The following is an 11545-nucleotide window of genomic DNA, read 5'->3' on the forward strand; positions in this document are numbered from 1 at the left end:
GAGGTCAGCGGCGCCGCTCCCGCCACCGGGACGACGGCGGAGCCGGCGAGCGCGAGGCCCGCCAGCAGGGCGACGGAACGTCGGTGCCACGAACGGGATCGGACGGAGTGCGTGCTCATGAGTGCTACCTCCTGGATCGGTCTGGCTGGATCGGTGTGGATCGGTGGACGTGGATCGGGTGGGCGTGGATCCGTGGACGGCGGTCAGACGAACGACGCCGTCACGGTCGCCCCGCGCAGCGCGGCGCCGTCGGCGACGAGCCGCCAGCCCGTGCCCCGCCGCGTGACGGTCACACCGGCGTCGGCGGCGGCCAGGCGCAGCCCGGGCACCTCCAGGTCGACGACCACCTGGGTCCGGGTCTGCGTCGGGTCGCTCAGCGCGACGCGGGTGGGCCGCTGCCCGGGGGCGGCCGGGCCGGCGTGCAGCACGACCGACGCGGCGCCGTCGGCCACGAGCGCGCCGGAGACGCCGGCGCCCGGGGCGCCGGGCGCCGCCGCGGCGTCCAGCGCGACCCGTCCCGCGCCCCAGAAGTTCGCCGCGACGGTGCCGCCGAGCGCGACGGCGTGCGCGGCGGCGTCCTGCGCGAGCACCCGCAGGCCGTCCGTCGTGCCGCACGCCGCGGAGAACAGCCGCGTCTCTTCCGGCGACGCGGCCGGCAGCAGGACGTAGGCGTAGGCGGCGTCGGCGGGCGCGGCGCCGTGGTCGAGCCAGGCGGTCAGGTACGGACGGGTCACGGGGGTGTCGGTGCCGTACTTCACGTTGATCTCGCGCCAGGTGTGGGTGCGGTCCTCGCGCAGCGCGCGCAGGGTGGCGCCGTCGGGGAAGACGTAGCCGGACGTCCCCGCGAGGTGGCACCAGCGCACGTCGTCCAGGGTCGCGGACCAGCCGGGGGTCACGTGCTGGTCCACGCCGTCGACCACGAGGGCGGCGCCGGCGCGCAGCTTGCGGTTCTCCACCACGGTCTCGGCGCCCGCGGCGCCCGGCGCCGTGATGCCGGAGCCGAGGCAGACCACGACGTCGTCGAGCAGGAACCAGCTCTTGTGCGCGCGCAGGTCGGAGCCCTGGGCGCGCAGGTCCTGCCCGTAGCTGCCCAGCGTGGTGCCGGGCAGCGTCGCGCCACCCACCCACGTCGCGTCGTTCGTGGCGCGGTGGTCCGACCCGTCGGCGCGGCGCACGGTGTCCACGGTGGTGCCGGGCAGACGGTAGGGGTCCACGGTGGGCCAGTAGTCCTCGCTGTAGTGCCCCAGGTCGTCCGTGTACAGCAGCACCATGCCGTCGGAGAGGTGCCAGCCGTGCAGGTTCTCGTTCTGGATCGACTCGTAGTTGTAGACGCGGGCGGAGTAAGCACTGACGCTGACCGCGAAGCCGGGGCGGTGGTGCACCACCTTGTCCATGGCCGGGTACTGGTGCTGCGCGACGAGCGGCCCGCGCGGCGTCGGCCCCGCGGCCAGGAGCGCCTTGGCGGCGACGACGGACGCGGGCGTGGTGCCGGCGAGGAAGTCGCGGTAGGTGTCCTCGGCGATCCACTGCGCGACCAGCGCCGTCAGGGTCGCCGCCTGCGCCGCCGGGGCGGACGGGATGAGCCGGAGCGTGCCCTCGACCACCGTCTGCGCCGAGGCGTGGCCCTGCTTGCTCGGGCGCGCGATCTCCCGCCCGCACACCGAGGCGACGACGTCGCCGCGCACCATGAGCGGGTCGAACCCGTCGGTCACCCAGGCGTAGACGTTGTCCAGGGCCGGGTCGGTGACCTGCCACGGCGAGTCGCCCAGCAGGTGCAGCAGCGAGGACAGGGTGCCGAGCAGCTCCTTGCCGTAGCCGCCGTTGTACGGGTGCTTCCAGTGCTGCAGGAACGAGCCGTCCCGGAAGAAGCCCTCCCCCGTGCCCGCCGCGGCGGCCGAGTCGTCCACGAACGCGAGCACGCTGTTGGCGCCGGAGCCGTCGACGTCGCTGAGGGCGTCGCGGACCCGGAGCAGCGCGTCGCCGTCGCCGTCGAGCGCGGCGCGGACGGCGACCACGGTGGCGATCCACACGCGGTTGGCCCCCGTGGCGATCTGCCGGTCGGCCCGCCACAGGTTCGGGTCGGGCGTGTAGTGGTGGACGGCGGCCGTGGAGCGCGCGAGGTCGGCGCCGAGGTGCTCGCGCAGCACCACGAGGGTGTCGACCAGGGCCGAGGCCGAGCCGATCTCCCAGTCCCAGTCGTTGTCGAAGCGCGGCAGGCCGGGGCCGTAGAGGTTGTCGTGCATCCAGCCGAGGCCGTCGGCCACGGCATCGGCCACCGCCGGGTCGCCCGCGACCGAGGTGCCGGGCGTCGCCCAGGCCACCGCGATGGAGCGCAGCCGCTTGAAGGTCGTGGTCACGTTCGTGGACCGGGTCCGGTCGGCGAGGTCGGCCCACAGGGCCGTGCGCCCCGCGGACCGGTCGAGGGTGGTCAGCACGGTGGTCGCCGCCCGGTCCACGCGCCGGACGGCGGCCGCCACGTGGGTGTCGGCGAGGTCCAGCCCCGGGCCGCCGGTCTGGAGCACGGCCCAGCGCTCGACCAGCTCGGTGGTAGTGGCCGCGGGCAGCGCACGGGCGGGCAGGGCGGCGTACGGCGCCAGGGCGGCCACGCCCGCGAACGTGCCCAGGCCGAAGAGCACGGTGCGCCGGGTCGGGCCGGAGCCCTCGGTTGCGGTGTCGTTCTCCATCACGGTCCCTCTCGTCGTTGAGCTGGTGCGGTGCGTCGTCAAGGCGGTGCGGTGGTGCTGTGCGGTGCGGTGGATCGGCCGCGCGCGGGCGCGCGGCACCCGCCCGTCGCGGGGACGAGCGGAGTCGGGGGTGGGTCAGCCCAGCAGCGTGCGGCGGCCGACCGCCGCCGCCATCGCCGCCGCGCCGGCGGGGCTGGGGTGCAGGCCGTCGCCGCTGTCGTACGCGGGCAGCAGCCGGGCCGGGTTCGCGGGATCGGCGACCGCGGCGGCGACGTCGGCCACGGCGTCGAACGCCCCGGCGTCGGACCGCCCGCCGTGCCCGCCCTCGCCGCCGGCCCCGGCGAGCAGGGCGGCGTTGACGTACCGCCGCTCCTCCTCCAGTGCGGGTGTCCAGCGCTGCCAGCCGCCGAAGGGCGTGATCGTGGTGCCGACCACGCGCAGTCCCCGGTCGCGGGCGCGCAGCACGAGCTGCCGGTACCCGGCGAGGATCACCTCGGGATCGGTCTGGCTGGGCGGCTGCTGCAGGTCGTTGACGCCGAGCACCACGAGCAGCGTGTCCACCCCGGGCAGCGCCAGCGCGTCCCGGTCGAGGCGCGCCTGACCGCTCGGCCCGAAGCGCTCGTCGTCGAGCAGCACCCGGTTACCGCTGATGCCGAGGTTGGCGATCCCGACCGGCCCGCCGCGCTCCGCGAGCCGCCGCGCAAGGTGGTCCGTGAGCCGCAGGTCGGCGTCGTCGGGCGTGCCGACGCCCTCGGTGATCGAGTCGCCCAGCACGGCGACGCCGGGAACACCCGGGCGCTCGACGTCGACGCCGCACAGGAGCACCGCCGAGCGGGTCGCGACCGCGCCCTCCGCGGCGAAGGCGTCGCCCGGGTCGGCCGTGCGGTCGCCCGCGGCGACGTAGCCGGTCGCGTGGACGTTGCGGTGAAAGCTCAGGCTCCCGGTCGGTCCGGGCAGGTGCAGGCTGACCACGAGGTCGCCGCCGTCCGGTACGGCGAGGGACACGGGATCGCTGACGAGCGTCGCGCCGGCGGCGAGCCAGCCGCTACGTGCCCCGCCGAAGGTCACGGCGGTCACGGTCGCCGGGTCGACGCCTGGCCCGGCCCCGGCGGGCCCGGGCGCGCGGCGGGCGACGGTCACCGCGCCGACCAGCGTGGGCTGGGCCGAGAACGTCCCGGCCAGGCGCACCCGCAGGCGCCCGGCCGCACCGCCCGAGCCTGCTCCGGCGTCCGGCACCGTCCCCGCGCTGAGGCGCAGCACGTGCCGGACGGTCCGGTCGGTCACGCCCGCCTGGACCAGCGGGTCGGTCGCCGTCGGGCGGGTGTGGGCGGTGGCCCACGACGGCACCCAGGCGACGCGGCGGCTCCCCGCTCCGGACGCCGGTCCGGCGTCAGGCAGCGTGCGCGGGCCGGCGACGGCGGGGCCGGCCAGGGCGGAGCCGGCCAGCAGGGCGCCGGTCGAGGCCAGGGCTCCCGTGAGCAGGGTGCGGCGGGCGAGCGGGGCGGTGCCGGTCATGCGTCCTCCGTCGGGTCGGTGCGGTCGGGGGCTACGGTCTGGTCGAGGATCACGAGCCCCACCAGCACGGGCACGCTCGCGGACAGCAGCAGCGGTCCGGCGGGGATCACCAGGGAGAACACCGGCGTCGCGACGACGGCGCCCAGCAGCGCCGTCCCCCGCGCCACCGAGCCGAACCCGAACCACAGCGCGTCCCCGACCCAGCCGCGCGCCGTGCCCGCGGGGTCCGCGCCCGCCACCACGGCGAGCGCCAGGTGGTAGGGCACGGCCACGAGCAGCAGGCCCAGCGCGAGCAGCACGAGGACGACGGCGGCGGGACCGGTCCGCCCCGCGAGGAAGACGACGTCGACCACCAGCAGGGCCAGCCCGGCGGTCGAGGCGACCGCGTGGACCAGCAGCGGCCGCAGGTAGATGCCGAAGGCGCGGAAGACGCCGGTGAACGTGCGCGTCTCGCCGTCGGCCCGCCAGGCGCGCAGCGCGTGCGCCGTCGCCGCGAGCGCGGGGAGCCACGTGACCACGCCGACGCACAGGACGGCGAACGCCACGCCCGCGAGCACGGGGTGCGCGAGCCACTCCAGCCAGCCCAGCAGCGTCCGCGACCACTGGCGGGAGCCGTCGGGGCGCACCTGGGTCGACGCGGCGGCGGTCATGCGTCCGCCCCGAGCACGCGCGTGACCCCGCCCGCGACCAGCACGGCCCGGGCTCGCGTCCGCACGCCCTCGGCGTCGATCAGGCCGTCGGGGCCCGCGAGGTAGGCGCGCTCCCCGTCCCCGAGGTCGACCGCGACTCCGGCGCGTGCCGGCAGCAGCCGCGCCGCCGGGCCGCTCGCGCGGTCGGGACCGTCGGCGCAGTCGGCCCGGAAGGCGTCGAACGGCTCGATCACGGTCACCGCGAGCAGGTCGCGCGCCGCGGGCGGCGTCACGCGCAGGGTGTGCATCCGGCGCGTGACCACGAGGTCCGGCGTGCTGGAGGTGGGGTTGGCCTCGACGTCCGTGACGACCCGCTCGACCGTGCTGCCCACGCCCGTCGCACCCGGGGCGTACGTGGTGAGCCAGGCCCCGGCGCGGCCGTTGCGCAGCACGTGCCGGCCGGCGCCGGCGCCGGCATCGTCGGGCCCGGGCGCCGCCTCCTCGGCCGGGTGGTCGGCGTGGAAGAGCAGGGTCCACGACCGCGGCTCGGCGGCCCGGCCCCGGTCGACCACGACCACGCGCCCCGAGGGCAGCACGGCGATCGTCCGCTCCAGGGACTCGACCCCGAGCTCGTCCGGGTACATGCGCCCGGTCCGGGCGCGGCCGTGCAGGAACCCGCCCTCGGCCAGGACGTCCACCATGTCGGCGGTCCGGGTCGGGGGCGCGTCCGCGTAGACGTGGTAGCGGCCCTCCCCCGCGAAACCCTGGCCGTCCACGAGCACGAGGTTGTGGTGCCCGGCGCGCTTGCGGTTGGAGTAGCCCTCGTCGACCAGCAGCCACGCGCCGCGCGAGGCGAGCACGAACGAGCCGGCGTCGGGGTGGTGGTGGCCGGCGCTCAGGGTGTCCCAGCCGCGCTCGGCGTCGATGCGGCGCGAGGTCTCCCACGCCGTCCGGCCGCCGCCGGGCGAGGACTTGAACGAGAGCAGCGTCGCGTCGTCGTCCCACGAGGTGCGGTGCACCAGCAGGCCGAGGTCCTCGAACGCGGTCTGCGGCGGCACGGTGGTCGCCGGGTCCACGGGTGCGACGGCGGCGTCGTACCAGAGCAGCTCGGCCCACGCCTCGGGCAGCACGCCCGGGCGGACGCCGCTCTCGTAGGCCTCGCGCCAGAAGAAGCGGTCGGCGACGGTGTCGGCGAGCCACTGCGCCTCCCCGATCCCGTACCGCGCGGCCAGGATCCGGTAGAGCGCCACGCTGTGCCCGGAGCGCCGGTCGTGGCAGTCGCCGTGGTCGACGATCTCCTCGTAGCCGGGCGCGGCCTGGTGCAGCCGGTACCAGAAGGTGTTGGCGAGGAACCGGCAGCGGTCCCACCAGTCGACGCCCTCGGTGTGCTGGAGCAGGTCGAGGTAGGTCGCGAGCCACGGCACGCCGTAGCGCCAGTACACGACGCCCTCCATGTCGGAGCCGTCCGCCGGCAGCACGTCGATGACGGTCGCGAACGCGTCCTTGGCCCGCTCCGTCCAGGCGCGCTCGCCGAGCGCGTAGCCCACGGTCGCGAGGCCCGTGTGGCAGATCCAGTGGTGGTTCTGCCAGTACGAGCTGCTCCACCAGGAGCCCTCGTTCGCCACCGCGAACTCGTACAGCCGCTGGCCTTGGAGGGCGAGCTTGGCGCGCAGCGCCTCCGCGCGCTCCGGCCCGAGGTCGTCCCCGAGCCAGGTGTACGCCAGGGACAGCCCGTGCAGCAGCCACCCCGCGTCGAGGTCGTGGTCGGGCAGGTGCGCCCGGCCCCAGTGCTCGAAGGACACGGCCGCCGAGATCCAGCGCCACGCCTCCTCCACGTAGTGCCGCTGCCCGGTGAGCCGGTAGGCGAGCGCCAGGTTGGCGGCGGCCGGCCCCAGGTACGTGATGCTCGCGAGCGGGTGCTCCGCCGGCGGCGCGGTGCGCCGGTACAGGTCGCACTGCTCGGCGAGCCGGCGCCACTGCGGCGCGAGGTCGCCGTCGAGGCGGGAGCGCAGGTCGGCCAGGCGCGCGTCGTCGAGCAGGAGCATCCGGGGCACGCCGGGGGCGTCGGCCGCGCCCGACTGCCGGGTCAGGTCGGTGTCAGTCATGGTTCGCCTCCCCGGGCAGCCGGTGCACGTCGACCGCGCCGTCGGCGCGCCGGACCCGGATCTCGACCGCGTCCAGCTCGACGCCGGCCACGGGCGCGCCGTCCGTCCCGTCGGCCGCACCGGCCCGGTAGACGGACACCCAAAGCGCCGACGTCGCCCCGTGCGCCGTCCAGTCGACGTGCGCACGCTCGCGCTGCGGGTCGTCGGCGGGCCCGGGCCCGGGGCGGACGACGGCGCGCACCGGCACCGGCCCGTCGGGTCCGGCGGCCCGCGCGGCGTGGACGCCGTCGAGCCGCTCCGCGCCGTCCCAGCCGGTGCGCACGACGTCGCCGTCGAGGCGCACCGCCAGCGGGACGTCGGGCCGCAGCCCGAGCGTGAGCCGCCGGGGCCGGTCCGCGGTCGCCACCACGACGTCGAGCAGGTAGCCGTCGCCGGCCACGAGCCGGCGCACCGCCCGGACGCCGTCGTACCAGGACGTCGCGTCGCCGCGGACCTCGACGGTCAGCGACCGCTCGTCGCGGTCGAGCAGGCGGCCGGTCGCCTCGGCGGGGTCGCCGTCGTCCACCCGCACGCCCGGGTGCGCGGCGGCGGACGCGTAGTGGTCGCGCCACGCGGGGTGCCCGTAGGGCACCTGGCCCGGGTCGGGCTGCCACGGGGTCCGCTGCCCGTAGAGGTACAGCGCCAGCTTGTCGTGGTGCCCGTGGCCCGCGCCGTGCGGCCCGTGGTCGAGCACGGCGTGGATGCCCGCGGCGCGCACGACGGCGATCCCCACCTCCTCGTCGATACTCACTACCGGACGGGCCGGGCGGTCGACGACGAGCGGCGTGCCGGCGAACCAGCCGCCGCGCAGGGCGCGCAGCTCGTCCGCCAGCGGGTCGCCCGGGCCGTGGCCCGGTCCGGCCGCCGCCACCTCGCGGCGGGCGCGGGCGGCGACGGCCGCGAGCCCGGCGTCCGCCACGAACCCGTCGGCGAGCGCGCACAGCTCCGTCCACTCCAGCGCGAGCGGGGGGCGCAGGTACGGCCCGTCGTGGATCGCGGGCAGGATGCCGTCGTCGGTGGCCAGGCTCGCGAGCACGTCGACCATGGCGACGAGCCGGTCCCGGGCCGCGGGCGGCAGGGCCGCCGGGTCGGTACCGCGCAGGGACAGCAGGTAGGCCCGCAGCACGAAGCCGTGGTAGTACGTGCTGGCCTCCCACTCCCAGCCGCCGCGGGTGGTCGCGGCGAGCGCGTGGGCGAGCTGTCCGTGCTCCCCGGCCAGCCACTCGTCGTCGTCCAGGGACGACGGCGCGGCGCCCTCCCCCGCGACGCCGCCCGCCCGCACGAGGGCCGCGGCCCGCGCGCACACCCGGCCGGCGGCGTTCAGCCAGGCCGTGTAGTTCGAGGTGAACCGGCCCTCGCCCACGAGCCGGTCGCGCGCCGCACGCGCCGCCTCGGCGGTCGCGTCGAGCACCGGGAGCACCGGGCGCAGCTCCGCCGCCCGCTCGGGCGCGGACTCGGCGAGCGACCACACCGCGTGGCCGACCGAGACGGACCAGATCGCGTCGGTCAGCGCCTGGTGGAACAGCCGGCCCCGGAGCATCCAGTCCTGCGCCCGCTCGTGCTCGCCGCCGCCGGTGACCTCGGCGTAGACGTCGGCGTAGGCAGCGAGCAGCGCGACGGCCTCGTCCCGGTCGGCGTCCGAACCCGTGCGGGCGGCGCGGTGCGCGAGCACCCGGATGCGCCGCGCCCACGCCTGGTGGCTCAGCACCAGCCAGGCGCCGCGCACGGGTTCGGAGTCGACCCGGCAGCCGTGCGGGCACCGCACCCCGCCCGCGGGCGGTACCGGACCCGGGATGCCCTCGTGGGAGAGCTCCGTGCCGTGCACCGGGCAGACGAAGTTGTGCCACCAGCCGCCGCGCTCGCGCGGCAGCCCGGCCAAGGCGGTGTGCTCCGGGGCCAGGGAGGTCATCGCGGCCAGGTCCCGCCGTCGACGTCGAGCGTGGTGCCCGTGATGTACGACGCCTCGCGGGAGGCGAGGTACAGCACGGCCGCGGCGACGTCGTCCACGGTCCCGGGCCGGCCGACCGGGGTGCCGGCGACCATCTTCTGCTGCGCCTCGGCGGTGCTGAACGTGCCGTGGAACGCGGTGTCCGCGATGTACCCCGGGGCCACGGCGTTGACCGTGACGCCCTGGGCGCCCAGCTCCTTGGCGAGGCCCTTGACGAACCCGCGGATGCCCGCCTTCGCCGCCGCGTACACGACCGACCCGGGCCCGCCGCCGTTGTGCGCCGCGAGGGAGGACATCGCGACGATCCGCGGGCGGTCCGACTCCAGCAGGTGCGGGATGGCAGCCCGGCAGGTGCGGAACGTCGCGCCGAGGTTGACGTCCACGACGGAGGCGTAGTGCTCGTCGCTCATCTCGGCGACCGGCACGCGGCCGATCAGGTGCCCCGCGTTGCAGACCACCACGTCGAGCCCGCCCAGGAACGCCACGGCCTCGGCGACGAGCCGGTCGACGTCCTCGGTCACCGTCACGTCGGCGCGCAGCGCCACGGCCTTGCGGCCCAGCGCCTCGATGTCCGCCACAGTCGCCGCCGCGGCGTCGGCCGAGCTGCCGTAGTGCACCACGACGTCGGCCCCCGCGGCCGCCAGGGCCAGGGCGATCCCCCGGCCGATGCCGTGCCCCGCGCCCGTCACGAGCACCCGTACGTCCGTCATGTCCATCGCCATCTGCAGTCCTCTCTCTCCGGCACGCGGCGCCCTGCCGCGTGCCGTCCGTTGCCCCCGTGTCGCTTGATCCCCGGGTGTCACTTGATGCCCGCGTTCGCAAAACCGCGGACGAAGTACTTCTGGCCGAGCAGGAACAGCACCACCATCGGCAGCGTCGCCAGGGTCGTCCCCGCCATGAGGAAGGCCCACTGGGTGTCGTTCTCCGTGCGGAAGACCGAGAGCCCCACCTGGATGACCCGCATCGAGTCGCTCCGGGTGACCAGCAGCGGCCACAGGAAGTTGTTCCAGGAGCTCTCGAAGGTCAGCAGCGCCACCGTGATGAACGCGGGCTTGACCAGCGGCGTCATGATCCGCGCCCAGATGCCCAGCTCGCTGACGCCGTCGAGCCGCGCCGCCTCCTCCAGCTCCACCGGCAGGTCCAGGTAGAACTGGCGGAACAGGAACACCGCGAACGGAGTCACCGCACCGGGGACGATCAGGGCCCACCAGGTGTCGAGCCAGCCGGTGCCGCCCTGCCCCAGGATGTCGTTGCCCCCGAACAGCGGCATGAACCGCACGATGAGGAACTCGGGGATGATCTTGGTGTAGGTCGGGATCATCAGCGCCGCGACGAAGCCGAGGAACACCAGCTCCGACCCGCGGAAGCGCAGCCGGGCCAGCGCGTAGCCCGCCATGGAGGCGACCACCAGGTTGATCGCCGTGTGGCTCACGGCGATGACCAGGCTGTTGCGCGCGTACGTCAGGAACGGCGCGGCCGCGAGCGCCTCCGTGTAGTTGCTCCACGCCCACTGCGTCGGCAGGATCACCGGCGGGTTCGCCGCGATGTCCTGGGGCGTCTTGAGCGAGGTGAGGATCATCCACACGAAGGGCACCACCATCACCACGGCGATGACGGTCAGCGCCACGTAGAGGGCGCCGCGTTCGATCCGGCGTCGGGCCGCCGGGGTGCGGGCGAACCCGCCGGTGGCGCGGGCGGTGCCGCGGGTGGTGCGCGGCGGGGCCGCGGCGAGATCAGTGCCTGCCACTGTCGCCTCCGTTGAGCCGTCGGTTGGCGAGGGTCAGGACCAGCAGGAACACGAACAGCACGATCGACTGGGCGCACGCGTAGCCGACGCGGAACTCCCGGAAGGCCGACTTGTAGATCTCGTACGTCATCATCGTGGTCGTGTTCGCCGGTCCGCCGTCGGTGAGGATGTAGATGAGGTCGAACGCCTGGAAGGCGGAGATGACCGAGGTGACGAAGACGAAGAACGTGGCGGGCCGCAGCAGCGGCAGCGTGAGGCTGAAGAACTGGCGGGTCCGGGAGGCGCCGTCGACCGACGCCGCCTCGTAGACGTCCTTGGGCAGGGACTGGAGGGCGGCCAGGTAGATGAGCATCTTGAGGCCGATGCCCTGCCAGATGCCGACGGTGATGACCGCGGGCATCGCCCAGGTGGTGGACGACAGCCAGTTCTGCGCGGGCAGCCCGAAGAAGCTGAGCACCGCGTTGAGCAGGCCGCTGCGCGGGTCGTAGATCCACAGCCAGACCAGCGCGACGGCGATGGTGGCGGTCACCTGCGGGATGAACACCGCGGTGCGGAACAGCGCCCGGGCGCGCAGCTGCGTGTCGAGCATGAGGGCGATGAGCAGAGCGATCGCCATCGCGACCGGTACGGTGAAGAACGCGTAGACCAGGGTGTTGAGCATGCCCCGGCGGAACACCGGGTCGCCGAACGCGTCCAGGTAGTTCTGGATGCCGATGAACCGGGGCTGCGTGAGCACGTCGTAGGACGTGAACGACAGCACGAACGCGGCGATCACCGGGATGCCGATCCAGATCAGGGCGTGCAGGAACGCGGGAGCCACCATGAGCATCCCCGCGCGACGGCGGGCCGCGCCCGCTCGTCCGCGCCGGGGCGCGGAC

General features: G+C 75.6%; 8 protein-coding genes. All 8 read right to left on the reverse strand.

Annotation, left to right across the window (positions count from 1 at the left end; all coding sequences use genetic code 11):
• Window positions 1-203: 203 nt before the first annotated feature.
• Entirely contained in the window at window positions 204-2684 is a 2481-nt protein-coding gene (locus ACFWEJ_RS21435; RefSeq protein ID WP_377231213.1) for a polysaccharide lyase family 8 super-sandwich domain-containing protein, read from the reverse strand.
• Between the two features lie 135 nt (window positions 2685-2819).
• Window positions 2820-4199, reverse strand: a complete 1380-nt coding sequence (locus ACFWEJ_RS21440) for a GDSL-type esterase/lipase family protein (RefSeq protein WP_377231214.1) — start codon at window positions 4197-4199, stop codon at window positions 2820-2822.
• A complete protein-coding gene (locus ACFWEJ_RS21445; protein WP_377231215.1) occupies window positions 4196-4849 on the reverse strand; it encodes a hypothetical protein in 654 nt (217 codons plus the stop codon). Before ACFWEJ_RS21445 ends, ACFWEJ_RS21440 begins: the two co-directional genes overlap by 4 nt.
• The gene (locus ACFWEJ_RS21450; RefSeq protein WP_377231216.1) at window positions 4846-6933 is read right to left on the reverse strand and encodes a DUF4962 domain-containing protein; all 2088 of its coding nucleotides are present in this window, start codon (window positions 6931-6933) and stop codon (window positions 4846-4848) included. The genes ACFWEJ_RS21445 and ACFWEJ_RS21450 overlap by 4 nt, the downstream gene beginning before the upstream one ends.
• Window positions 6926-8881 carry a heparinase II/III family protein gene (locus tag ACFWEJ_RS21455; protein WP_377231217.1) on the reverse strand — a complete coding sequence of 652 codons (1956 nt, stop codon included), beginning with the start codon at window positions 8879-8881 and terminating at the stop codon, window positions 6926-6928. Before ACFWEJ_RS21455 ends, ACFWEJ_RS21450 begins: the two co-directional genes overlap by 8 nt.
• Window positions 8878-9630 carry an SDR family NAD(P)-dependent oxidoreductase gene (locus tag ACFWEJ_RS21460; RefSeq protein WP_377231218.1) on the reverse strand — a complete coding sequence of 251 codons (753 nt, stop codon included), beginning with the start codon at window positions 9628-9630 and terminating at the stop codon, window positions 8878-8880. The genes ACFWEJ_RS21455 and ACFWEJ_RS21460 overlap by 4 nt, the downstream gene beginning before the upstream one ends.
• Window positions 9631-9719: 89 nt before the next feature.
• Window positions 9720-10667, reverse strand: a complete 948-nt coding sequence (locus ACFWEJ_RS21465) for a carbohydrate ABC transporter permease (protein WP_377231219.1) — start codon at window positions 10665-10667, stop codon at window positions 9720-9722.
• On the reverse strand, window positions 10654-11545 hold an 892-nt coding region (locus ACFWEJ_RS21470; RefSeq protein ID WP_377231220.1), incomplete at its 5' end, for a carbohydrate ABC transporter permease. The genes ACFWEJ_RS21470 and ACFWEJ_RS21465, both read right to left, overlap by 14 nt.

Origin of the sequence: Promicromonospora sp. NPDC060204 (genome assembly GCF_042728455.1) — a bacterium.
GTDB lineage: Bacteria > Actinomycetota > Actinomycetes > Actinomycetales > Cellulomonadaceae > Promicromonospora.